This is a genomic window from Methylobacter tundripaludum (genome assembly GCF_002934365.1).
GTDB lineage: Bacteria > Pseudomonadota > Gammaproteobacteria > Methylococcales > Methylomonadaceae > Methylobacter_A > Methylobacter_A tundripaludum_A.
Window position 1 is genome coordinate 68,833 of record NZ_PTIY01000010.1, and the last position, 24,893, is coordinate 93,725.

A 24,893-nucleotide genomic window follows, 5' to 3' on the forward strand; every position below is an offset into this window, starting at 1 on the left:
TCAAATGAAAGAAACAACAAAACTTACCATTAATATAACCAGGAGTTACACCACGATGTCATTTTTCACAATTCCCTATCAAATCCATTTCGAAGACACAATGGCTTACGGATCACACCATTATCTGACCAATTTTCGTTTTCAATGCGCAGCGAGAGAAGCGTTTTACTTTGGGCCGGGATTGGACGGCAAAAACCGCTGGCGGGATGACTTGGCGAATCTTGTCATGCTGACCTACGAAGGTTACAGCCGCAACCTTGCCCCAGTCAGGTTGGGCGACAAGCTGGCCCTGCTGCTGACCTATGGCGAAGTCACCCGCTCCTCCTTGCAACTGTGCGTCAGGGCTGTGAAAGAAGACGGAACGCCGGTCACCGTCGGCTTTCAGCGAATTCTCTGCGTGGAGAAAGATACCAAAGAGTTTTTGGTGGTGCCCGAATCGCTCTCCCAGTATTACGGGATCATTGACGAGCCGCTGACTGGAGCCGGTTTCGCAGCGGCAGCGCTGGAAGGCGGCAGCGCTCTGAAGAAACTGTTCACCGATGAAGTCTGCGCTTTAGGAAAACGGGTGACCGCAGGCAAAAATCACGGCGCTGCATTTATCAACCTCTCCGGCGAAACGCTCTTCGATTTTGACAATGTCCAACCCACGACGGCCTTAGATTCCGGCGATATCCAAACCGATAAATCCGCCGCCAAACCGCTTTTGAAGACGTCGAGCCCTCGTACCGCCTTAGTGCTGCCCGGCCAAGGCTCCTATCAACGCGACACCATACGGTCGCTTTACGAGGCCTACCCTGAATTTCACGCGACCTTTGCAGACGCAGACCGTCTGGCCCTGAAATATTTCGGCTACGCCTTCCTGCCGTTGGTCATGGCAAAAACCGATGCCGAGCATGACAACCTGCTCAATCAGTGTCCGAACCTCGACCAGATCGGCATTTACCTATCCGGCGTCTTAACGGCTCAAGCGGTGCTAAATTCCGGACTCCAAGTTGACGGCGTCCTAGGCCATAGCGTTGGTGAGATTGGCGCTTTGACGGTTTCCGGAGCGATTTCAATGGACGCCGGTCTGGAAATCATTTGCCGGCGGATCATCGCGCTTCGCGACCTGAAGGGTTGTGGAATTATGGCTGCGATCCCCAAATCACGCCAAGAGGTGAGCTTGGCATTAGCCGAACTGGGGTCTTCCAGTTTGGAAATTGCCGTGGTTAACCATGCCCGTCAAACCGTCGTGTCGGGAAATGCGGCGGATGCCGACCGTTTTGGCCGACATTTGGCGACACAGGGGATTGGTTTTACGCCATTGCGCAGCCATTATCCGTTTCATTCCTCTTTGCTGAGTCCGGCCGTCGGAGCGTTTGCTGCCAGCCTAGGCCACATCACTGCCCGGGCCACTACAATCGATCTTTTTTCCCCGATGGACGGTCATTGGCATAGTCATGGCCGCGATATTTTAGAGCAACTGCCCTCGCACTTAATTACCCCGTTGGATTTCCAAACTGCGTTAACCCAGTTGTACGACGAGGGCGTCCGAACCTTCATTCACTGCGGACAGGGCAACTCGATCGCCACGATCATTGCCAAAGCGCTTGGCGAACCGGCCGATTTACGGGCATTGCCCGCCCTGGTCGAAGATACCTCTGCATCGGTCAGCATCGACCGTTTGAAAATAACCGATCAGGTCAGTTCCCCGGTCCCATCCACGCCTATAGCCGCTCAAGCTGTGCGCCAGACCGAGGCGATTGCGTCAGTCAATCCCGAGGTTCCGCACTCCGATCAGGCTGCGATGGAAACACCTATCGCCATCGTCGGCCTGGGCGGAGTCTTCCCAGGAGCTAAAGACGTCGCCGGCTTTTGGCATCATGTTGTGGAAGGCGTGAGCGGCATCGTCGATCTCGGCGAACTTGACCCTGACATGCGCGATGATTTTCTTAGCCCGGAGGGGGTACAACCGGACAAAGCCTATTCCCTACTGATTGGACAGGCTCCCGAGCTGGATCACGCCGATCATCCGGGCTTACGCTACAGCCGGGCCGAATTCCTTGCTCTACCGAAAGTCCAACAATACTTGGCCGTTGCTTTGGCAGAAGCACTCGGCGAGTCAGCCGCGGCTCTCTCGAATATCGCCGCAGAACGAATTCGATGTCTGGTCGGCGCTACAGCCGATGGTTCCATCGATCATGATATGGCCCAATTTTCCGCCTGTATTGCCGACATGTTGCAACCGGCTGCGGACTCAGCCGAAGAGCGATTCATCGGCGCGCTGGACGCTGCCCTCGGCGTTTCAGCCGAGACGATCCGCTCACTGGCCCAATCCGATATGTATGAAGCGGTAGTCGACCGTCAGGTGGGCCAGGGGATATTCGGTTACGTCGTGGACACGGCCTGCTCCTCGTCGCTCTATACGGCGGCGCTCGGAATCCATGCCTTGCGCGACGGCGAATGCGATGTGGCCTTGGCGGGCGGCGTCTATGAAGCCAATATGGCAAACAGTTGCCTGTTTTCACAATTCAAAGGTTTGTCATCCAGTGGTAGCCGGCCTTTGGACGCCAGTGCGGACGGCGTGGTGTTCGGAAGCGGAGCCGCTATTTTAGTTCTCAAACGTTTACCTGACGCCGTTGCCGCAGGCGATAAAATATGGGGTGTCATCCGCTCCATCGGCCTTTCCAGCGACGGCAAAAGCCCCTCGGTCAACGTACCCCAAGCTGAAGGCCAGCTTCTTTCAATGCACCGGGCCTACGAAAACAGCGGCATTGACCCCGCCACCGTGCAAGTCGTCGAAGCCCACGCCACTGCCACGCCAGTCGGCGATACCACTGAATTTAAGGCATTGAGCCAAATGTTCGGGCATCTTAGCGGCCGTCATCCCGCCATTATCCTCGGCAGCGTTAAGGCAACCGTAGGCCATACCGGCTGGCTGGCCGGAGCCGCATCGGTCATCAAACTGTGCAAATCCATGGAGCAAAGCCTGATTCCGGCCCAGCATCTTTGGACGCGTCCCAGCGACAAAATCGATCTGGCCAACTCGCCTTTCAGCATCAGCGCCGCAGCACAGCCGTGGCTGCCTAACAGCGACGGTCAACCGCGCCGTGCCGGGGTTGACGGCTTCGGCTTCGGCGGAACCAACGCCCATTTGATCGTGGATCAATATCTCCCCGCGTACCATGATCGATTACCGGTACGTCCCGTAAACCCGCCAACGGCAACCACGCTGGCTATCGTCGGCGTCGGCGACTTGTTTCCCAATGCCTTGAGCGGTGCTGCCGGGCTACCCGCATCGGGCGGCCTCCCACCTCGTTTTGCCAAATCGGCATTGGGCTTGCCGACCGGCAAGCCGTTGCTACCGGATGCGGTCGATCAAATGGACACTTCCCAGCTGTTGGCTTTACTCGCCGTCGAGCAGGCATTGCAGGACCTTAAGGATTGGCAATCCATCGCCGAAGACATCGCTGTTATCGTTGGAATTGAGGGCAAGACAACGCTCGGCATCAGCGCTAACGAAATGATCTTCAAAGACCGTTTGTTCCGTCAGTTACGCGACCGGCGCAACGATTTCCCGGTTAACGACAGCGAATGGTCGGCCCTGCTGGAACAGCTCGATACCGCGATACAGACCCGCAACCGTCCGTCGGGTTCTTACACCTTGCCCGGCTGTATGCCTAATGTCGTCGCCGGCCGGGTAGCCAATTATTTCAATCTTAAAGGCCCGAATATGGTGATCGACAAAGGCGCCGAGTCGTTAGCGCAAACCTTTGAAGTCGCCACCCAGTTGCTGCGCCACGGCGACTGTAAATTGGCCTTGTTGGGCGCGATCAACGCTCATGGCGGCAATCTGGCCGCCAAGTCCAGTCCGCGTCAGTCGGCAGACGGCGCAAAACCGGTCGGCGAAGCGGCGCTGATGCTGGCCGTCACAACCCCGGACGAAGCGGCGGCACAAGGCTGGCCGGTGCTAGGCTTGGTACAGGTCGAAACCGCCGCAAGCCAATCCGACGGGATCAGTCAAGCAGTCGGCGCTACAGCGTGGGACTACCGCGGAGCCGAAGGCGTCGTTGAATTGATGGCTGCGGTGGATCGCGCCCAATCGGGCCAGGCAACGATCTTGCGTTGGGGCGCTACCGCTAAACGGCAGATACGCCTGCTGCCCAACGGAACAACAAGTCCTGCGGAAATCCAGCACAGCGGTTTCGTAACGGGGACCCCGATCATCAATTACACGCCGACCCTGGTGCCTGAATCGCTGACTCTGGAACGCCCTGCCCTGTCCCTGGCGAGCCGACGCATTCTGTTCCTGACCGACGATCCGCAAAGCTTCCAAGCGATGGCGGCTGACGGCGGCCTGACCGGCCTCAACTATCGGATCGTCAGCCCCATTGCTCTGCCGGGTTCTGCCACCTTGACCGTCGACACCACATCCGAGTCCAGCATTGCCGAGTCGCTACGCGCCTTGGCCGATTTTCCTTTCGATACGCTCATCGCCGTCCGTGATTTAAGCCGTCAAACAGGAAAAGCCTTGCTGGAACAACCTTGGGACAGCCGTTTCGTCGAGTTGATTTTTGCTGTTGCACAACACGCCTACGAAAACCTTGGCACCGGCCAGGTGGTGCTGGGCGCTTTATGTTTGGGCGGAACCGATACGAACGGCCTGCTTGATCCTGAAACCGGCCTGGTTGCCGGTTTTCTCAAATCGCTAACCCGTGAACTGCCTACGGCAACCTGCCGCATAGTCCAGACCACCGCCCTTGACCTAAAAACCGGTTTGCAGGAGCTGTCTGCCGAACTCGGGGATGGATGCACCGGAGGTTTGCCGGTCGAGACCTGCTATCTTGCCGGTCGGCGTCACGTATTAATGTTGTCCGAAAGGCCGACCTATGCAGCGCCGGGACAACCGCTGCTCAATGCCTCGTCAGTCGTGGTAGCCACCGGCGGCGGCCGCGGCGTGACCGCCGTCCTGGTCGAATCGATGCTTGAAAGCATCGGCTGCACCGTAGTCCTGCTCGGACGAACCGACCTGTCGGCGATACCGGCAACCGTGCTGACAATGGATGATCAAACGTTCCGGGATTACGAGACGCTTTTTTACCGCGAACAGATGACCTTGCAACCGGGTGCCCGACTGTCGGAAAGCAGACAGCGTTATCAAGCTTTGGCAGCGGCCCGAGAATTACAGGCGATTTTGAATCAATTGGGCAAGCTTCGCGGAACTGTCATCTATCGTGCCGTTGACATTACCAACCGGAAGGCGGTCGACGGCGTCATCGCCGACGTCGCCAAGGAACTGGGCCGGATTGACCTGGTTGTCCACGGCGCAGGCATTCAGACCTCGCGGCGTTTACCCAAGAAAACCTTGTATGAGATCCGCAGCACCATCGCCACCAAGGTGTCCGGCCTGCATCACATTTACGGGGCCTGCCGGCGCCACCTGCCGAACCGGACGGTGCATTATCACTTGCTCACCTCGGCGTTCAGCGTAATGGGCAATGACGGCCAACCGGATTACGGTGCCGCCAATGAGGCCTTGAACCGGATTGCCGCGCGAATGACCGCAGACGGAGGCTCCAGCACTTGGTCGACAATCGCTTGGTTGGGTTGGGACAGCATCGGCATGACCCGAGGCTCGGAATTTGCCGCATTGGGTAGTGAGCGGCAGATTCGCGGGGTCACGGCGGAGGAAGGCAAGGCGCTGTTCCAATCGCTGTTGGCGGGACCGCCTGCCCAACCGATCAATGTCCTGCTGACGGCCGGCGAACTTGAGTTTTTCCAAGTCCCGCTGACCGACAGCGTCCCAACGCAGGCAGCCCCGCCCGCTTGGTCGCTGTCTTTAGCAGACATTCCTTTTGCAGTCGGGCATCAGGTCAACGGCAAACCGACCATACCCGGCGCTTACGAGCTGGAGCTGGCGGCCCAAGCGGCAAAAGCGGCGCTGCCGGAGTTGCCGGTCATCGGTTTCGACCATTGCCGGTTCCTGCGTTTCGTCAAGTTAAGCGGCGACGCGCCGACCAATCTACGCAGCCAAATTCGGATTCTGGAGCGCACAGGACGGCAGGCACGCGTGGAAGTCGTGTTGCTGTCGGATTTTGTGCATAGCTCAGGCGTCGTTCTTGAAACCGATGTGCGTCATCTGGAATGCGAGGTGGTTTTGGGCGAATTACCGGGTGTGGCGCTGCAACCCAGAAACCAAGGCGATCAACCGGTCTCCGGCATGACCGTCATGGATCCGTACAACGCTGACGGCGCTGCGGTTTATCACGGCGGAGTTTTTCATCACTTGCATTGGATCACCTTAGGGACGAGTGCTCACCAAGCCAATTTCCGGTTTGTCGACCACCAATACGAAGCGCTGCTGGCAAGGTACATTACGCCGTTCTTAGCCATTGACGCTGCGCTCACCTTATCGATCCTCACCTGGAATTCGGACGGTTCCATGCCGGTCTGCGTCGCGGCTGAAATCGGTTCAATCCGCTGGGATGCGCCGTTGAATGACAACGCGCTGAATCGCGCACCGCAACCGGTGACGATCACCACCAGCGCTTCCCGGCACGTCAATGGCCGAATACTCGGCGACTGGATGGAGGTTCGCACTGCCGACGGCAAGTTGGCGATGACCATAACCGGCACGGTTGCCCAGCCTTATGGCGTGGTCGACTCGGTAACCTTGTTGACTGCCGCCGCTCCAAGTAATCTGGAGGAGGTTCTGTGAATAGCTCGAACCGCGATCCTGACGTCGCCTTAATCGATATGGAGAGCTGCGAACATGTGTTGGCGGCTCCGGCTTGTCTCTCAGCCCGTGAAACACAGTGTTGGCGACAATTCCGGCACCACCGGCGTCAGCGCGAGTGGCTGGCCGGACGTCTGGCCGCTAAAGCCCTCTTTTGGCAGCGCTTGGAACGATCCAACGCTGCCGACTCGTCAGAATCCCATCAAGTACAACAGCTGACGCCATCGACATTGGCGGCGTTGCCCATGAAGGAACTACATCAAATCGAGATTTTGGCACCCGAGCGGGGCAAAGCGCCGCAATTGTTTTGGAAGGGATCGCCGGTGAAAGGCGGTCTTTCCGTCGCTCATGCCGGCGGGCTGGTCTGCGTCGGCATAAACCCGACCGGCGAAATAGGTATTGACGTCGAAACCTGTGAGCTTCGGGAGGCGGCCTATTACCGCAGTTCATTCGCCGAATCCGAACACCGATGGGCGCAACAACTGGGGGGAAGCGACCAAAACCGGAAAATTTTCGGCTACACCCTGCTTTGGGCGTTTAAAGAATCGTTGTTCAAGACCGGCCGGCTGCCACAGCCAAGCATGGGCGCCGCAGACACGATCATTGTCGATCTACCCGATCTCATCAACGATCAACACTCGGATTGGTCACAACCCAACACCGTGACCCTGCTGCCTGTTCAACTCCGTTCCAATTCGTTGCCGCAGCATCGCCATGTGCGTGCGGCTTATTGTTTCAACGGGCAGTGCGTAATTACCATTATCTATCTTTGCGTTTAATCAACTTCTGAAAATCCATGAAAGGACTTTATTTATGACGACTAACAGCACCACCTTAGACACTATTCAGCACCTCTTTGCCGAGGTAACCCGCTATCCACGGGAACTGCTCACCCCTAATGCCGACCTGGAAGAGGACTTGGGCATTGACTCGGTAAAACTGGGGGAGATTTTGGCCGTTCTGCGCGAGTATTTTGGCCTGGAAAGCCGCCTGACCGACGACATCAGGGAAATCCGTACCATTGCGACTATCGCCGCTTTGCTTGAAGACCGGCTGGGCCGACCTCAGGCAATGCCAGCCGCCGCCAGCCAATTGCCTGCGGTAAACAATCAGCAGGATTTGCTGGCGCAGGTAACCAGCGTGATAGCCGAAGTAACCCGCTACCCTATTGAACTACTGACACCTAATGCCGATCTGGAAGAGGACTTGGGCATCGACTCGGTAAAACTGGGCGAGATTTTGGCCGTTCTGCGCGAGCATTTTGGCCTGGAAAGCCGCCTGACCGACGACATCAGGGAAATCCGCACTATTACGACTATCGCCGCTTTGCTTGAAGACCGGCTGGACCGGCCTCAGGCAATGCCCGCGGCGGCACCGGCGATCATCGTCAGCCAATTGCCTGCGGCAAACAATCAGCAGGATTTGCTGGCGCAGGTAACCAACGTAGTAGCCGAAGTGACCCGTTACCCTATTGAACTACTGGCCCCCAATGCCGAGCTGGAAGAGGACTTGGGCATCGACTCGGTAAAACTGGGCGAGATTTTGGCTGTTCTGCGCGAACATTTTGGCCTGGAAAGCCGCCTGACCGACGACATCAGGGAAATCCGCACCATTGCGACTATCGCCGCTTTGCTCAGAGCTCGATGCGAGCAATCGCAGGCAGTCGTACAGGCTGCGTAAACGCTCCATTGAGTACCTGTTCAAGTGAATCAGGCGGCAACAGTGGCGAAAGAGGCGCCAGCTACAAAGTGTAGGCCAACTAAAGTCTCCCCACATCAGCAATCATTTTGTCTAACCCGCTTAACTTAATGGCCGTGACGCGTTGCCTGAGAATGCAGTGTCAACGCGTTGCGCCGAGTAGAGCGGAAAACGCATGTTGCTGTAACGTAGCGACACGCAATATCAGGTTTCGGCATTATCCTGACCGGCATGGGCGATGACGGGGGCCCATGACATGAAAGAAATGCACGATGCCGGCGCCTTGACTATCACACAAGATGAAACCAGTTGCGTGGTCTACGGCATGCCCAAAGAAGCCTTTAAGTTCGGCGGCGTCGATAGCATTCTGCCGTTGTCGGCTATCCCTCAACTGATCACGCAAGCGCCGACTCGGGGCTGTTTAAAAAGACCTGAACTTGAATTGACCTAACGCAACATTACGCCGTATCAAACTCATCATTCACTTGATCATGCTTAAGATGATGTTTTTCATCGACCGCCTTGATGCCCAGATTGCAAAAAAATCCCAGCACTAAAATGCCGGCCATGATCTGCATGGTCATGTTATAGGCATCGGCTTTGGGTACCCCCTGATCGATCTGGCTTTGCCTGAGATAATTGACCAGCACCGGCCCCGCAACCCCCGCCGTGGCCCAGGCGGTCAACAATCGGCCATGAATCGCGCCGACGTATTGGGTGCCGAAAATATCGGCCAGATAGGCAGGTATGGTCGAGAAGCCGCCGCCGTACATACTCATAATCACCGCGTAGCAGCCGACAAACAGCCAGACATTGTTCATCCGTCCGGTATAAGGCACTATCGAATAAAGCACGCAGCCCAGCATGAAGAAGGTGAAATACGTGCTTTTCCTGCCCAGGTAATCGGACAGCGTAGACCAGAAAAAACGCCCGCCCATGTTGAAGAAACTGAGCATACCGACAAACGCGGCGGCTTTTTCCGGCGTGATTTGATCCTTGAACATCTCCTGGCTCATCGCCGAGGCTTGGCCCAGCACGCCGATTCCGGCGGTCACATTCAGGCATAACACCAGCCACAACAGATAAAACTGCGGCGTTTTAAGCACCTGCTCGACATGCACGTGCTTGTCCGTTATCAACTTATTTTTCCGGGTGTCCGGCTGAAAATTCACCGGCAACCAGCCCTCTTCCGGCAAGCGGATAGTGAAAGCGCCGATCATCATAAACACCAGGTAAATACCGCCCATGGTCATGAAAGTCTCGGCAACGCCGACCGATGTCGCCGACGCAAAATGCTTCATCAACAACACGCCCAACGGCGCGCCGATCATTGCGCCGCCGCCGAAACCCATGATGGCGAGGCCCGTCGCCATGCCCCGCCGGTCGGGAAACCATTTAATCAAGGTCGAAACCGGAGACACATAACCCAGCCCCAAACCGATGCCGCCTAACACGCCGTAACCCAAGTAAAGCAGCCAGATTGCATGCAGCGCTATTCCGGCCGCGGCAATGAAAAAACCGCCGCTAAAGCAAAGCGCCGAGCAGAACATCGTCACGCGCGGCCCGACTTGCTCCAACCATTTTCCGGCAAAGGCGGCCGAGAGCCCTAAAAACATAATAGCCAGACTGAAGATCCAGCCCAATTCGGTCAACTTCCAATCTTCCGGCAACGACTCGGTCACGCCCAATACCTTGGTCAACGGCAAATTAAAAACGCTGAAGGCGTAAACTTGGCCGATGCACAGATGCACAGCCAATGCGGCGGGAGCCACCAACCAGCGGTTAAAACCCGGTTTGGCGACAATTCGGTCTTTTGATAAAAAAGACGAGGCTAACCATGTGGACATAAAATATCGTTCCTGTTGTTGATTATTATACGGGCGGGGCAAAGCGGCTATTATCGCCTAATAATCTTCCGAATTGAATTCAGCGCTTGAAAATCCGGCCGGAAACCGCAACGGTTGCTTGCACGCACCAAGCGCCGTTCCGATTCGTCATCCAATCCAGCCCTACAAACAGTTTGTAGACTGCGAACCCGATATTTGTGATTAAATTACCCATCCCAACCTAAACTTGCAGATGGATACCATGAAACACCCCGAATTCCCGCTGACCGACGAATTGATTTACCTCAACCACGCCGCCGTAGCCCCCTGGCCTAAAAGAACCGGCGACGCGGTGATCAAGTTTGCCGAACAAAACACCCGTTTCGGCTCGCATTTCTACCTGGACTGGCTGAACAAGGAAGCCGAGTTGCACACGCAATTGCAGACTTTGTTAAACGCCCCTTCCGCCGACGATATCGCCCTGGTTAAAAACACGTCGGAAGCCTTGTCCTTTGTCGCCTACGGCCTGACCTGGCAGCCCGGCGACAACATCGTGTCCAGCAACGAAGAGTTCCCCTCCAACCGGTTGCCGTGGGAATCCCTGGCCGATCAGGGCGTGGAATTCCGCCAAGCCGATTTACACGGCGCGGATGCGCCCGAGGATGCTTTGTTTGCGCTGGTGGACGGTAACACGCGCTTATTGACCATCAGCTCCATACAATTCGCCTCGGGGCTGCGCATGGACTTGGAAAGGATCGGAGAATTCTGCAAGCGGCGCGGCATCTTGTTTTGCATTGACGCGATCCAGAGCCTGGGCGCAGTGCAGTTCGATGTGCAGGCTTATCAGGCGGATTTTGTAATGGCCGACGGCCATAAATGGATGTTCGGTCCCGAAGGTTTGGGCGTTTTTTACACCACGCCCGAAGCCAGGAACAAACTGAAACTGACCCAGTACGGCTGGCACATGATGAAAGATATTCATAATTACGAAAACCAGCCGTGGGAAGCCCACCCCTCCGCCCGCCGCTTTGAATGCGGCAGCCCCAACATGCTGGGCATCCATGCCTATTCCGCCAGCTTGTCGTTGTTGCTGGAAACCGGTATGCCCGCTATCGAAGCGCAAGTTTTAGAAAAATCCGGCTATTTAACGGATGCGATTGATAAAAACGGGCAATTGGTTTTACTGTCGGCGAAGCAAAACCGGCTCAAATCCGGCATTGTCGTCTTTAAGCACCGGACGGTTGCCAACGAGGTGCTATACCAGCATTTACAGAAAAACGGCGTGGTTTGCGCCTTGCGCGGCGGCGGTATACGTTTTTCGCCGCATTTTTACAATACGTTTGAGGAACTTGACCGGGCGCTGAAATTGGCCGCATTGCTGGAATAATTAGTATGTCGATTCCGTTCGTGGTGGGTCCTGCCGAACCATCAACGAAAGCGATTTGTTAAGGACAACCGCTTTTTCCTTGCCCAATATCTTAGTCTTTAGTGACGAATGACCACGGACAAATCCGAAATCTGCCGCATATCGAATCATCGTAATATCGGTATTCAATCTGCATGACCGGCTATCGAAAACAGGCAAGATACTGATTATCGGGATAATACCGATGCTGTTCAGACAATACTTTTGCTGATAGAATCGAATCGACCTTAAACAATAATAAATTAAAACTAGAAGGTAACGCTCATGTCCGAATATATTTCCGAAGCCGTCGATATCGCCAATCAAGAAGCCGACCGCGCCAGACAGGCGGCAAACCGTTGTGAAGATTTCTCTCAATACGCTGAACAATCCCAACGCGCCGCTGAACTACAGGCACAAACCGCAGCCCAAGCGGCCATTAAAGCCGAGAACGAAGCACAACAAGCCGCTGAATTTGCCAGTCAGGCCCAAGCATCCGCCTATGCCGCCGATCAGGCCGCGGGTCAATCTCAAGAACACGCCCAGACATCAGCCGGCAATGCCGAGCAAGCCAAAGCCATCGCCGACAATGCGAACAGCGCCGGGCAAGAAGCCCGCGCTTACGCCGAGTCGGCCGCACAGGCCGCAGCCGAGAGCGGGACTCATGCGCGGACGGCGCAAGATTGTGCCGAACAGGCCCAACAACAGGCTGAAAATGCCGGTAACTCGGCCCAGGATGCAAACGGCAGCGCCCAAACCGCAGCCCAAGCAGCAAGTCAGGCAGAGAACGAAGCGCAACAAGCCGCTCAGTTTGCCGGTCAAGCTCAAGCATCCGCCGATACAGCCGGTCAGGCTGCGGGACAATCTCAGGAACACGCCTCCCAATCGGCCCAATTTAGCGAACAGTCGGCCAGTCGAGCTCAAGAAATTGGACAACGGCTCAGCGAAGCGCGAACTTCGACGGATAGAATACGGGGACTCCATCGCCAGGCCGAGTTCGTATTATCACAGCTGCAACAAGCGCTTGCGGAAACGCAGAATGCCCAGCGCCAAGCTGAACAAGCGCGCGATGACGCCCAGAGACTGCGTGACGAGGCACAGTCGTTACGGGATCAGGCGCGAGAGGCTTCGGCTCGCACCCTGGAACACGCCCGTAGCGCCGAACAAGCCGAAGCCGAAGCCAGGCGCGGCGTCGAAGACACAAAAAATTCAATGTTCGAGGCGCGAGCCGTGTTGTCGCGTGCTTTCGCTGCGGTTAAGTGGTAAAGCGGCCCAGAGCGTAGGTTGGGCAACAGTTCGTTGCCCAACATTTTGGCACCAGTGACGGGAATGACCGTAATCAAATCCCAAATCCGCCGTCATATTTAAACATCGTAATGTTGGGCATAAAAAGCATGTCCAACCTACAAGACTAACACTTACGCATCGGCAAATTGCGGATAGCTCGCCCCTTCCAGCATCGACGGCACTGAATAATTCACACCGGGCAATTGATCCCAACTGGCCTCGCCTTCTTTTGTTTGCATCATATTAGCCCAATGCAAGGTTTGGTTACCGCTGGACGATGTGCTCATTTGCATTTGAAACACCCATTGCTCGCCGATTTTACTCATACGGCCAAAGCCGGTGATGATGGCATCTTCTCGGCGACCGCTGCGAATAAAGGTAATTTGCACCTGCCCGTCGGCGGTCACCGTACCCAACAGGCTCCACTGCCGGGGAGAGCCTGAATGTTTGCTGTTATGTTCTCCCTGATCAAACAAAAGAGCGGAGGATACGCCCCAGAAATAGCCGTTTTTATAGCCGGAAATGTGCCATACGGTTTGATCGCCTTTCCAGGTCAACACATTATCATCGGGCGAAAATTGAAGAGCGGGCAGATCCGGGTAAGTCACATACCAGTATGTGTCGGCCAGAAAATCCCAAGTGGTGCGGTTAGTTTCAGACATAAGCGGCTCCGTTTTTTAGAGTGGTAAATAGGCGTATTTCATAATCAAACAATCAGTCTTGTACTAAGCAAGGCTCATGAGCATCGGCGCGCCGGGTAAAAGAGAGGGACAAGCATGATACCCGATTACGCCTAACATTTAAAATTATCTGCCTACGCGGCTTTTCGCCTCTTCGTGCAGGTTGGGCAACAGCTTTTCGTTGCCCAACATTTTGGAAAAACCGTGGAGGAATAACTGTCGTCAATTCCGAAATCTGCTGTGTTGAAACAGCGTGATGTTGAGTATAAAAGACACGTCCAACCTTAGTATCTACAAACGATCATCTTATAGGCTACCAGTCCCCCGCAGGATGGGGCATGTTGCCCCGTCCATAATGTTTTGCGTTGGTTAACTGTCGTCACTTAACTCAAACACTGTAAAAACGTTAGGGCCGGGGTTACAAACCCCGGCCCGCTTGGGGAGTGGCGGCTTATTTTCCTGTTTATTCAGTGTGCCAGCAGAATCGCTTAGTTTGTTTGTTGCATTTTTATCTTGGTAACCCTGAATAATCGGAATGATTTGAACAACTGCGGCAAACGTTTGAACAACCGCAAGGATAGCCATAAAAACGGTTAAACGTGCAATGACTTTCGATTGTCTGTCTGTGGACGCAATTTGCAATTTAATAGTTTCGTGCAGTTCGCGCGTTGCACCAGAGCCGGACCATTCAGAAAGTGGGATTCCACCGCTAGCCATATTTTTAACTCCTAACGTAATATATACGACATCGATTGTCGTATAAATAAATCGTGTTGTCGTATATTCTTCATAAAACCATCTAATTATTTGTTTTCAATAGCACAAACAAATACGACACCATCAACACCCAAAAACTCACTCCCCCAGCAACCCCAAATATTCCTCTTCACTAATAACACTTACACCCTTTTCCATAGCGGCGGCAATTTTCGCAGCCCCCACATCGGAACCGGTAACCAGAAAATCAGTCTTCCCGGTAACCGAACTGCCCACTTTTGCGCCCAAGCGTTTGGCTTCCTTGCTCATGTCATCACGCTTGCCGTGAATCATGGTGCCGGTAAAGACGATGGTTTTGCCGGAAATCGGGCTGACGTTTTGCTGCTGCTCGGCGAGTAACGGCGTTGGGATTAAATTAAAACCCAGCTGATAGATTTGCATGAAATCGGTTTTGATTTTCGCCAGACATTCAACCACGGCGGCGCCGGTTTTCTCGGCGAAGCCTTCGATATTGATCACGTCTTCAACGGTCAGCTTGAAAATATCCATCAGGTGATGATGTTGCAGCAGGCGTTCGCAGTTGCCTAGGCCCATCCGGTGGATTCCGAAAGCGCCCAGGAAGCGCCAGTCTTCTATGGCTTCGGTACGGCTGCGTTGCAATTGATCCAGCAGGTTTTGCGCGGTTTTGTCGCCAAAGCCCATATCCTGCAATTGCTCCATGTCCAGCTGGTAAACGGCATAAACCGAGTTGATGCCGCAAGCGTGGAGTTTTTCCACTGTTTTCCCCCCGAAACCGTCGACATTCGCCAGGGTCCTGAAAAAATGCTCGATGGTGTTTTCAATTTGCGCGGGACATTTTGTGGTGTTCAGACAATAAAGATAATCGCTGTCCCAAACCAGCTCGCTACCGCAACTGGGGCAATGCTCCGGGATTTGAGGTTTTTTCGGGGTAATGACCCGCTCGATTTTGGGTATCACCAAGCCTGAGCGCGTTAATTCAATTAACGTACCCTTACCGATACCGAGCTCCTTGACCATGCCGTAATGATGCGCGGTTGCCCTGGAAATCACCGCACCGCTGAGTTTGGTCGGCGTCAGCTCGGCAACCGGATTGACCCGGCCGGAACGGGAGGTTTGCGGGGTGACATTCAGCACGATAACTTCGGCGGTTTCGACATTGCTTTTATAAGCTATCTGCCAGCGGTGATGGTGCCGCGTTGCGCCGAGGTATTTTTTTATCTGTTCATTGCCGACCAGCTCGAAAACGACACCGTCCACATCGTAATCGACCAATGTGTACACTTTTTCGATAACGTGGTCGAAATCGGCCAGCACTTCGGCAGCAGTGCCTTGCCAGGCGGGCAACTGGGAGAACGGGAAAAACACCGCCGCATGGTTTTGTATGGCTTCCAAGGCGTGTTGTTCCAGCTCTTTTTCTTTAATGATACTGGCCTGGAAGTTACGGGAATTTTCAAAATACTCGGCCAGATGGCTGTTGAAATAAGTCTGGCTGACTACGATTTCGCCTGCGCCCTGCCCTCGTTTGCCGTTGCCGCCGACTTTCAGGCCGCGCTCGAAAACCCGGCTGATGTCGGTGCCTTTGCGGCCGTCGCCGCGCGTGTACAGCAGTTTTCCGTCATCGTAAGCCGCATAACCGTCCAGCTTGGGCGTGGCGCGAATCAGCAGCGTGGAAAAATCCACATCGCAGTCATCGGCGGCTTTTTCCAGCCGGGCCAGCCATTTTTCGATGCCGCTCTGGGAATAAGTTTTTTCGGTCGAGAGCATCGGCTCCGGCAACGCGACGGTCTTGCCGACAAACCCGGCTTCCGGTTCGACGGTTTCTAAATAGGGGTGGTGCGGGTGACGTTTTTGCAGTTCGACCAGGAAAACGAAGTCATAATCCGCATCGGAAATTAGCGGTTCGCCACCTCGATACAGCGCGTTGCAGACCTGCAGAAACTGAAGCAGCTGTTCGTCGGTCAGTTCTTTGGGATTGGCTTGGGCTGCGATTTGAGCGATCAGCTCAGTGGATAAGCTGAAATCAAGATCGGCTTCTTTTAAAAGCGCCAACTGGGTATTGCTAAGGGATGGCATCTAAATAACCTGAACAGGTAAACGCAAATGTGTAGGTCGATTCGTAGTTTCGTAGAGTATGCGGTGCATACCCATTAGGCATTCAATAGTACGCACAGCGCACCCTACAAAGGTGTGGATTAGCTGAAAATTTTAAACAGAATGGAAACAGACATAGCTAGATTAAAACCAATCATCCATTTTACAAGTGTGAATTCGCCTTGTATTTTTTCAAATCGAGTGTCACTCTTTAGTTCCAGCTCTTTGATGTCGTGCTTTGTAGCCACCTCGGTGTTAAGCACTTCCTTTAACGCTTCTGATTGCGCTCTGGCTTGATTTTCTGGGACACCGCCATTTTTCAAGGCTTCCACATATTTCAAAGTGTCGAAAGTAACTGTACTCATAATTTTTCCCTTTCACCCATTAGCACACGATGGCGGACTTAAACGGATATATTAAAGGATAAGGTCAAATACCTTATCCGTGTTTATCCGTCAATTCCGTGTCATCTGTGTTCTATTTTCTAAGTTAGAACATCAAAATCACAAACTCTGCCGAATGGCCTGAATGGTCGCTTCGGTCAGCGGCTGTCTTCTGTGATCGAGTATCACGCCATCCAGTTTATCGGCTATCAAGTTGATTGTTTCTATATAGTCGTCGAAAACAGCCGGTGCATCATCCAATGCTTCAGGCTGCATGAAAAACACGATGCCGGGGCAGTAAAACTGGTCTAGGTCTTTTTCCGGGAAAGTACCGGGCTCCACAATACAGGCCACGCCGAAATCGACCAGCCGGTTGGAATCCAGACGTTCAAATATTTTCAAATTGCCGTATTCAAGGCCGACCATTTCAAAGGCTTCAACCAGATCAGCGCCGTTAAAATCTTCGTCCGCCTTGGTGATAATACTGAACTGAATGATAGCCGGCGCGGCGGCGCGTGGCGGCGGCTCTACGTCGTCATCCTGTTCATAGTAATCATCTTCGCCATCGTCTTCATCATAATAGCGATCCGCTTTGCTATGGGCATGATGGACACCGGCGCTACTTTTAGCGGCTCCCAGCGGAATAATATCAAAGTCGTCCCTGGTGTCCCTGAGGGTATCTGCTTCCAACGACTCATCGTCATCATAATCGCCCTCGTCATCGTAAAGTTCCATTTCTTCCTGGGCCTTTTTGTCCTTGATATATGCCCAGATCAACATGCCGATGACTACAACCATGCCGGTTGCAATAATTACAATTCTTAATATCTCTTTATCCATTAGTTTTCCGCCAGACTAACTGCTTCTTCAATATCAACTGCGACCATCCGGGACACGCCCGGCTCTTTCATAGTAACACCTGCCAGCTGTTTTGCAATTTCCATAGTCACCTTGTTGTGTGAAATATACAAAAACTGCACCGATGCCGACATTTCTTCGACCATTTTTGAAAACCGCCCGACGTTAGCGTCATCCAGCGGCGCATCAACTTCGTCCAGCAAGCAAAAAGGCGCAGGATTGAGCTCGAAAATCGAGAACACCAATGCGACCGCCGTTAATGCTTTCTCTCCACCGGATAACAAATGGATGGAGCTGTTCTTCTTGCCCGGAGGCCGGGCAATAATGTTTACGCCTGCTTCCAGTTCGTCCTGTTCGGTCAATTCCAGATAAGCGTGACCGCCGCCGAATAATTTTGGGAACTTCTCCTGCAAACCGGTGTTTATTTTATCGAATGTTTCCTTAAAACGCAGCCGGCTTTCCTTGTCGATCTTGCTGATCGCCTGATCCAGGGTTTGCAGCGCCTCGACTAAATCGGCATGTTGCTCGTTAAGAAAATCCATCCGCTCGGACTGCGCCTTGTATTCTTCTATAGCAGTCAGGTTAATGGTACCTAATCTTTCGATTTGAGCCAATAAGTCGTCAACGGTTCTTTTCCAGCTGTTTTCTTCGGCCTGCTCCGGCAGGTTTTGCAGCACCTGCTCGACGTCCGCATCGATTTCTTTAAGCTGTTCGTTGACGGTTTGCTGGCGCACCTTGCTTTCCTGCAACTCAAAGCGGATCGTATCCAGCGCTTCTTTTTGCTTTTCCAAGGCGCGTTGCACCCGGACATGTTCTTCGGACAGCTCAGTTATTTCCGCTTCAAGCTCTTCCTGAAGCCGGCGTTGTTGCTTCAGCGTCTTTTCCAGCTGCTCCTTACCCACAACCATCTGCTCCAGCTGCTTTTTTTCCTCGTCCATCGGGGTCAGCGTTTGGTTCAGGTTAAGCTCCAGTTCGGCAATGCGTTCAAGCGACTGCTGGTGTTGCAACTGTAACCTGTCGAGCTGTTTGCCGGTTAAAGTTTCGGATGATCGTAGCGATTCGATCTGCGACTTGATGCTGTAAACCTGTTGGCGGGCTTCATTGGCCGCCTGATCGATTTGCTGTTGCCGGGATTGCAGCTCCTGATTTAGCGCCTCCAGGCTTTGCTTTTGTTGCTCCTGCTCGGCCATGACCTGTTCGGCCTGTTCCTGCAATAGCTGGGATTCGGCAATCGTCTCGGCGTTTTCGGCCGTTTCGCGGCTTAACTCATCAATATCGTTGCAGACCTGCTCCAGACGACGTTGCTGATGCTCCAGCCGCGCCGAATGCGCGCTGAATTCGGCGCTTTTTGCCGACAATTCAGCGCCCAGGCTATTATCCTGTTGCTGGATCGATTCGCGCGTGGCTTCCGCCTCTTTCAAACCGGTTTCGACCGTTTCCAGCTGGTCTTCAAACGACTCGATTTCGCTATGCAGTTCTTCCTGCCGCTGCTTTAACAAACGCAACTCTTTTTCGCGCTGCAACACGCCGGTTTTGCTGTCTTTGGCGCGGATGATCTTGATCCAGCCGGAACCGAACCAGGTGCCGTCCGGGGTGATGACCGATTCATGCGGTTTTAGTTGGGCGGATAAAGCTCTAGCGGTTTCGGCATCGTCGGCGCAGTAAACCCCGGCCAGTAGGCTGCTTAAATCCCACGGCGCTTTTACCTTATCCAGCAGCATCGGAACATGGGCTCCTTCTCCCTGAGGGAGAAGGCTGGGATGAGGGGATTCAAATAAGCTATTTTCCTTATTTTGATTTCCCCTCACCCAACCCTCTCCCTCTGGAGAGGGCTTTGTACCGCTTTCGTCAACCGTATTGGTTCCGGTCTCAATCAGCATCAACGACTCATCCGTCAAACGCTGCAAGCCTGGAATAACCTGATCGGCGCTTTCTACGCAAATCGCCTCAAGGTAACTGCCCAAAACCGTTTCAACCGCCCTATCCCAGCCTCCCTGCACGTCAAGGAACTCGGCAAGACGCCGGTTTTCGGTCAAATCCACGGACGCAAGCCATGCGCTCAGGTGTTTGTTGTCTTTGCCCATCGCATGTTGCTGCAATAATTCCAGCGAGGTGATTTTGCCTTTTACGCTTTGCATTTCCGAGCGGCGCGCATGCAGCTCGTCATGATATTGCTTGATCTGCTGACGTTGCTCGCGTATCTGCTGATGCAGGTCTTCAAGCTGTTGATGAAACTCGGCGCGCTGGTTTTCAATCATTTCGATGCCTGCATCCAGCGATTCAATCTCGTTTTGCAAGTCGCCGGCCTCCAGCTCGCTACGCTCGCCGTGCAGTTTATCCAGACGGATTTGCAGCTGGCGATTCTGGTTTTCCAATTGCACCGATTTTACCCGCTGCACTTCGGCCTGTTCTTTGTAGCTGGAACTGGTCGTCCGGTACGCTTCCCACTGCTCCTGCCAAGCTGTTTTTTGCTGCTGCACTTCCTGCTGGTTATATAAAACGTCTTCCTGCCGCTCCTCGGCGACAATCAACGCTTCTTCCGCTTCAAGCAAAGCTTCTTTAATCTCTTCCAGCTGCTGCACATCGGCTTCGAGTTCTTTTAACGACTGGTCGGCCTGCTGGCGCAAACGGTTAATTTCAATCTCGGTTTGCTCGCGGCTGCTTTCGCTGTGTTTGATGGTCTGCTCCAGGCCGCTGACTTCGGCGACGATCTGGTAATAATCGCCCTGGGAGCGGGTTGTCTGTTGTTGCTGGGTCTTATGCTCCGCGCGTTTGGCTTCGATGTTGTTATCGATGTCGCGCAATTCCACAAACAAACGGTTATGCTCGTGAGCCACTTCCTGCAATTTTTCATCCAACTGCTTGGCAGCCTGATGATAGGTGTTCCAGCGCATCGCCAACAGTTCCAGCTTGTATTGGCGCTCCTGCTTTTTAAGCTCGGTATATTTTTCGGCTTTTTCGGCCTGCTTTTGCAGATGCTTGATTTGTTTTTCGACTTCGTCGCGCAAGTCGTCCAGTCGCTCCAGGTTCTCGCGGGTATGTTTCATCCGGGTTTCGGTTTCGCTGCGGCGTTCCTTATATTTGGACACGCCCGCCGCTTCCTCGATATGAATCCGCAAATCATCCGGCTTGGCTTCGACCATCCGGGAAATAGTGCCCTGCTCGATGATCGCATAGCTACGCGAACCCAGCCCGGTGCCCAGGAATATGTCGGTGATGTCCTTACGGCGGCAACGCGAACCGTTCAGCATGAACACGGAAGTGCCGTCGCGGCTGACCTGCCGCTTGATCGCGATGGTATCGTATTGGGAATATTCGCCGCCCAGCTTGCCTTCGCTGTTATTAAAAACCAGCTCGACCGAAGCCGTACTCACCGGCTTGCGTCCCGACGAGCCGTTAAAGATCACGTCGGCCATGCTGCCGCCGCGCAAATGCTTGGCGGAACTTTCGCCCATCACCCAGCGCACCGCATCGATAATATTGGATTTGCCGCAGCCGTTAGGCCCGACGATGGCGGTCAGATTACCGCTGATCGGTATGACCGTTGTATCAACAAAAGATTTGAAACCCGAAAGCTTGATTTTTTCCAGTTTCATAGTACTGGTATGAATATCCCGACAGTTGAATTAAAATAACGGCCTATTATTAACGATAATTAGCCGAGTATCGAATTTTTTCGCCTAAAGCGCCTACTTTTGGTACCCCCTTTGATTTTATATACAAGCTGAAAATGACAACACAACCAAGCAAAGATCTGGAAACTTTCGACAACCCAAAACCAGGCCGCGATTATACGATCCGCATCGACGTGCCTGAGTTCACCTGCCTGTGCCCAAAAACAGGCCAACCGGATTTTGCCACCATCCAAATCGAATACATCCCCGGAGCGCTGTGCGTGGAACTTAAAGCGCTTAAACTGTATATGTGGGCATTCCGAGATCAAGGCGCATTCCATGAAGCCGTCACCAATGAAATCCTCGACGACCTGGTAAAAGCCATAGCGCCGAACTTCATGCGCATTCGCGCCGAGTTTAACGTGCGCGGCGGCATCTACACCACCGTCGTCGTCGAACACAAAAATCCCGATTGGCAAGCGCCGGAACCGGTTACGCTGCCTTAAAGCGATATACAGCTAAGATATACCATGCATATCCGGCTCTATTATTCACCACGAAGACACGAAGAACACGAAGCTTATGTTTTTCTTCGTGCTCTTCGTGTCTTCGTGGTGGGTAAAAGCCATCATGGCTAAGACCTACTACACCTCGGACATTGCCGTCGCATTAAAATACGACGGCAAAAATGCGCCCAAGGTTACCGCCAAAGGCTCGGGTCTTACCGCAGAGCAAATCTTAGCAATCGCCGAACACCACGGAATACCGCTGCAAACCGAGCCGGAACTGGCAAGAATTCTGGCTCAAATCCCGTTAGGCGATGAAATCCCCAATGAACTCTATGTCGCTGTCGCGGAAGTGATCGCCTTCGCGTACTTCTTAAGCGGCAAAACACCCGACAATTACCAGCCATGAATTTTAAAGAAGCCCTGACCACCCTGCCCCAATACGTCCTGCCCCATCATGCCCTGTCCGCGATGATGAGCAAACTGACCCACTGCGAAAACAAGACCTGGAAAAACCTGTTTATCAAACAAATCATCAGGCATTACGGCGTCAACATGGACGAAGCGCTGGAGCAGGACATCAATGCCTACAAGAGCTTTAACGACTTTTTCACCCGCGAACTAAAACCCGGCGTTAGACCGCTCAGCAGCGAAAGAAACGCTATCGTCTGCCCTGCCGATGGCGCAGTCAGCCAGGCCGGAGACATCACCGACGGCCAAATCTTCCAGGCCAAAGGCAAAAGCTTTACCGCGACCGACTTGCTGGGCGGCGATGAGGCCCGCGCCGAACCGTTTAACAACGGCGTATTCACCACTATTTACCTGTCGCCCAAAGACTATCACCGCCTGCACATGCCGTTGACCGGCACCTTAAAGGAAATGGTGCATATCCCCGGCCGCCTGTTCAGCGTCAATACGGCCACCACCAATTCCGTTCCCGGATTATTCGCCAGAAACGAGCGCGTTGCGGCCATATTCGACACGGAGATAGGCCCGATGGCGTTGATACTGGTCGGCGCAATATTCGTGTCCAGCGTGGAAACCGTCTGGCACGGCGTCGTCACGCCGCCGAGCGTCACCGAAGTGCAAAGCTGGCAGTATGGCGATGATGCGCCTACGCTGAAAATCGGCGAAGAAATGGGCCGGTTTAATATGGGCTCTACGATTATTGTATTGTTCGGCAAGGATAAGGCGCAGTGGGATGCTGAGTTTAAAGCGGGTAAAACGGTTAAGTTGGGGGAGTTGATTGGTAGGGCTGTTGGTTAATCCCGTAGGCCGAAATAAGCTGGTTCGAGCGATGGCGAGAATTGGCGTTTCCGGCAAGCACCTGACGGATTACAGGAGTTGCTTTATACACCTGCGATTAAAAATTAATATACACTTGAAAAGGTGTCTACTTTACCTTAGGCAATTATGGATAGGCTAACCAGCATTCAAAAAGTCAATGATGCCGAGATACGACTCATACAGCAACAATCAGCACTTTTACTTCAAAAGCCAGCGAACGGGTTTAATGGCGAATTAAAGTCTTCAGGTACAATAGTTGAAAACTATATTAAAGGTTTGCTTAGCAAACACCTACCTGAAAGCTATAGGATTTGCAGCGGCTACATAGCAACTGCCGACTCAATGCGGAGCGACACCAATTTAATTCAACACGACATCATCATAGTTGATGGAAGAATGCCACCCATACATTCATTTGGGATTAGTGATATCGAGGTTGTTTGTGCTGAATCCGTTTGTGGGATTATTGAGGTCAAAAGGACATTAACGAAAGATTCACTAAAATCAGCAATAGGGCATTTACATGCTACAAAGACAGTTCTTGACACTTACAAAGGAGGTATAAAGTCAAAAAACTCACCTCACAAAATTGTAGCGCCAACACTGAGTATCGGAACATATGCGCCTTTTTACGCTGTCATTGCTCTTGACTGTGACAAAAACGAAATGAATAGAGAATATTTTGCAAGTGAAATAGTAGCGTCAATTCATGAGTTCATTGATTTTATTTGGGTTCCTTCTACATGTTTGCTAGTCGCCTTCGCTGGCTTAACTGATGAGGGCAAATTCTTCTATCCATCCACGGTTTCTCGTGATCTCGGAAAAAGTAAAAGCCACTGTTGTTATAACTCGCCTGAAGCTGATGAACAAGCACGCATTTATGGTATAGCGATTGCGCTCTACAGAACGTGGATAAACAATACAAGTGGTGCATATCTAGGACTAGAGGAAAATGCCGCTTACTTTGGATTTGACTAAACACTTCCAAGCGGGCCGGGGTTTGCAACCCCGGCCCTAACGTTTCCGAGACATCCGAGCTAAGCAGCTCCATTTAAGCAGGAACAAATGTTTGGATATGATTATTTTATGAAACCTTCCATAGCCCTTGACCTGAAACGAGATGCAGTGCGCGAAGCGACGAGCCGCTTCCATACCGCAAACCCCCGCGTGTTCGGTTCTGTCCTGCATGGAGAAGACCAAGACGGCAGCGACCTTGATTTGCTGGTGGACGCATTGCCCGGTACCACTTTATTTGATCTTGGCGGTTTGCAAATTGAACTGGAAGAACTGCTCGGCGTCCCCGTCGATTTGCTGACGCCCGGCGATCTACCTCCGAAGTTCCGCGATCAAGTGCTTGCGGAGGCTCGGTCGATATGAATGAAAACCGTCTTCCCGACTACTTGGACCACATGTTCGAAGCCGCGCAACAAGCGTGCAACTACACAGAGGGTCTGAATAAGAATGACTTTATTGCCGACAAGCGCACTCAGCAAGCGGTGATCCTGAACCTCGTCATCATCGGTGAAGCCGCCACCAAACTACTCAAAGACTACAGCAAATTTCTCGACCAGCATCCTGACGTACCGTGGCGAAGCATGAAGGGCATGCGCAACCGCATCGCGCATGGTTACTTCGACATCGACCTTGATGTGGTATGGGAAACGGTGCAGACGGCGTTGCCGCAACTGCTTGAACGGCTGCCCGCCATCCGTGAAGATGCGAACGATGAAGGAAATGAAGCCCTGTAGCCTCCTGGTGCGAATTAGTTCGACTATTGGCTTGTAAGACAAGCTTTTGCTACACTC

19 protein-coding genes are annotated in these 24,893 nt (G+C 53.2%); 12 read left to right on the forward strand and 7 right to left on the reverse strand.

The features are described 5' to 3' along the window. Positions 1-55: 55 nt before the first annotated feature. The 4 genes from B0F88_RS12785 (at position 56) to B0F88_RS12800 (ending at position 8,864) form a co-directional block, all read left to right on the forward strand. Entirely contained in the window at positions 56-6,697 is a 6,642-nt protein-coding gene (locus B0F88_RS12785; protein WP_181049902.1) for a type I polyketide synthase, read from the forward strand. Continuing rightward, entirely contained in the window at positions 6,694-7,494 is an 801-nt protein-coding gene (locus B0F88_RS12790; protein ID WP_104424320.1) for a 4'-phosphopantetheinyl transferase family protein, read from the forward strand. The genes B0F88_RS12785 and B0F88_RS12790 overlap by 4 nt, the downstream gene beginning before the upstream one ends. Positions 7,495-7,528: 34 nt before the next feature. Further along, a complete protein-coding gene (locus B0F88_RS12795; protein WP_104424321.1) occupies positions 7,529-8,395 on the forward strand; it encodes an acyl carrier protein in 867 nt (288 codons plus the stop codon). A gap of 274 nt (positions 8,396-8,669) precedes the next feature. Beyond that, positions 8,670-8,864 (forward strand): chemotaxis protein CheB, encoded by a 195-nt coding sequence (locus tag B0F88_RS12800; protein ID WP_308555273.1) that lies wholly within the window; start codon positions 8,670-8,672, stop codon positions 8,862-8,864. Between the two features lie 7 nt (positions 8,865-8,871). Here the strand turns inward: B0F88_RS12800 and B0F88_RS12805 are convergent, their stop codons facing one another. Further along, a complete protein-coding gene (locus tag B0F88_RS12805) occupies positions 8,872-10,260 on the reverse strand; it encodes an L-lactate MFS transporter (protein WP_104424322.1) in 1,389 nt (462 codons plus the stop codon). 241 nt (positions 10,261-10,501) lie between these two features. Between B0F88_RS12805 and B0F88_RS12810 the strand changes: the two genes are divergently transcribed. After that, a complete protein-coding gene (locus B0F88_RS12810; RefSeq protein WP_104424323.1) occupies positions 10,502-11,626 on the forward strand; it encodes an aminotransferase class V-fold PLP-dependent enzyme in 1,125 nt (374 codons plus the stop codon). A gap of 303 nt (positions 11,627-11,929) precedes the next feature. Further along, positions 11,930-12,910 carry a hypothetical protein gene (locus B0F88_RS12815; protein WP_104424324.1) on the forward strand — a complete coding sequence of 327 codons (981 nt, stop codon included), beginning with the start codon at positions 11,930-11,932 and terminating at the stop codon, positions 12,908-12,910. Positions 12,911-13,062: 152 nt separating this feature from the next. Here the strand turns inward: B0F88_RS12815 and B0F88_RS12820 are convergent, their stop codons facing one another. From B0F88_RS12820 to smc, 6 genes are all read right to left on the reverse strand, one after another. Then, positions 13,063-13,593: a hypothetical protein gene (locus B0F88_RS12820; protein ID WP_104424325.1), complete on the reverse strand. Its 531-nt coding sequence runs from the start codon at positions 13,591-13,593 to the stop codon at positions 13,063-13,065. Positions 13,594-13,980: 387 nt separating this feature from the next. Continuing rightward, positions 13,981-14,328 carry a hypothetical protein gene (locus B0F88_RS12825; RefSeq protein ID WP_104424326.1) on the reverse strand — a complete coding sequence of 116 codons (348 nt, stop codon included), beginning with the start codon at positions 14,326-14,328 and terminating at the stop codon, positions 13,981-13,983. A 138-nt stretch (positions 14,329-14,466) separates the two neighbouring features. After that, positions 14,467-16,422, reverse strand: a complete 1,956-nt coding sequence (locus tag B0F88_RS12830; RefSeq protein ID WP_104424327.1) for a helix-hairpin-helix domain-containing protein — start codon at positions 16,420-16,422, stop codon at positions 14,467-14,469. 119 nt (positions 16,423-16,541) lie between these two features. After that, positions 16,542-16,805, reverse strand: a complete 264-nt coding sequence (locus B0F88_RS12835) for a hypothetical protein (protein ID WP_104424328.1) — start codon at positions 16,803-16,805, stop codon at positions 16,542-16,544. 138 nt (positions 16,806-16,943) lie between these two features. After that, positions 16,944-17,663, reverse strand: coding sequence for a cell division protein ZipA C-terminal FtsZ-binding domain-containing protein (locus tag B0F88_RS12840; RefSeq protein WP_104424329.1), 720 nt, complete (start codon positions 17,661-17,663; stop codon positions 16,944-16,946). Beyond that, on the reverse strand, positions 17,663-21,277 hold the full coding sequence (gene smc / locus B0F88_RS12845) for a chromosome segregation protein SMC (protein WP_104424330.1): 3,615 nt from the start codon (positions 21,275-21,277) through the stop codon (positions 17,663-17,665). The genes B0F88_RS12840 and smc overlap by 1 nt, the downstream gene beginning before the upstream one ends. A 134-nt stretch (positions 21,278-21,411) precedes the next feature. On the opposite strand from smc, the gene queF reads away from it, so the two are divergent. The 6 genes from queF to B0F88_RS12875 all read left to right on the forward strand — a co-directional run bounded on the left by queF (position 21,412) and on the right by B0F88_RS12875 (position 24,836). Continuing rightward, positions 21,412-21,801 (forward strand): preQ(1) synthase, encoded by a 390-nt coding sequence (gene queF / locus B0F88_RS12850; RefSeq protein ID WP_104424331.1) that lies wholly within the window; start codon positions 21,412-21,414, stop codon positions 21,799-21,801. Between the two features lie 124 nt (positions 21,802-21,925). Then, positions 21,926-22,210: an EscU/YscU/HrcU family type III secretion system export apparatus switch protein gene (locus B0F88_RS12855; protein ID WP_104424423.1), complete on the forward strand. Its 285-nt coding sequence runs from the start codon at positions 21,926-21,928 to the stop codon at positions 22,208-22,210. Further along, positions 22,207-23,067, forward strand: coding sequence for an archaetidylserine decarboxylase (gene asd / locus B0F88_RS12860; protein WP_104424332.1), 861 nt, complete (start codon positions 22,207-22,209; stop codon positions 23,065-23,067). Before B0F88_RS12855 ends, asd begins: the two co-directional genes overlap by 4 nt. A 147-nt stretch (positions 23,068-23,214) precedes the next feature. Continuing rightward, the gene (locus tag B0F88_RS12865; protein ID WP_104424333.1) at positions 23,215-24,066 is read left to right on the forward strand and encodes a DUF6602 domain-containing protein; all 852 of its coding nucleotides are present in this window, start codon (positions 23,215-23,217) and stop codon (positions 24,064-24,066) included. Positions 24,067-24,174: 108 nt separating this feature from the next. Continuing rightward, positions 24,175-24,465, forward strand: coding sequence for a nucleotidyltransferase family protein (locus B0F88_RS12870; protein ID WP_104424424.1), 291 nt, complete (start codon positions 24,175-24,177; stop codon positions 24,463-24,465). After that, a complete protein-coding gene (locus tag B0F88_RS12875) occupies positions 24,462-24,836 on the forward strand; it encodes a HepT-like ribonuclease domain-containing protein (RefSeq protein WP_104424334.1) in 375 nt (124 codons plus the stop codon). The genes B0F88_RS12870 and B0F88_RS12875 overlap by 4 nt, the downstream gene beginning before the upstream one ends. Positions 24,837-24,893: the final 57 nt, after the last annotated feature.